Below are 260 nucleotides of genomic sequence, written 5' to 3'. Positions count from 1 at the left end.
CTGGAGGAACGCATCAACGGCTGCTTCCGGCGCTCGATGAACGGTAAGCCTCTGCCGCCGGACTCTGCCGACATGCAGGCGATGGTGGCCTACTTCGACTGGATGAAGAACAACACCCGGCCGCAGGACAAGGTCGCCGGCCGCGGCGTCGGCAAGGTCGACCCGGCGCTGAAGCCCGACCCGGAGAACGGCCGCAAGGTCTACGCCCGACAATGCGCGGTGTGTCATGGCGAGAATGGCGAGGGGCTGAGGAACAGTGC

General features: G+C 66.2%; 1 protein-coding gene. It reads left to right on the top strand.

From position 1 onward, the window contains the following. On the top strand, positions 1-260 hold a 260-nt coding region (locus tag BST44_RS31600), incomplete at both ends, for a c-type cytochrome (RefSeq protein ID WP_208619910.1).

The sequence above is a fragment of the Mycobacterium scrofulaceum genome, assembly GCF_002086735.1.
GTDB classification, from domain to species: Bacteria; Actinomycetota; Actinomycetes; order Mycobacteriales; family Mycobacteriaceae; genus Mycobacterium; species Mycobacterium scrofulaceum.
Note: the sequence above shows the minus strand (reverse complement) of the source record. Positions and strands in the feature narration are given on the sequence as shown.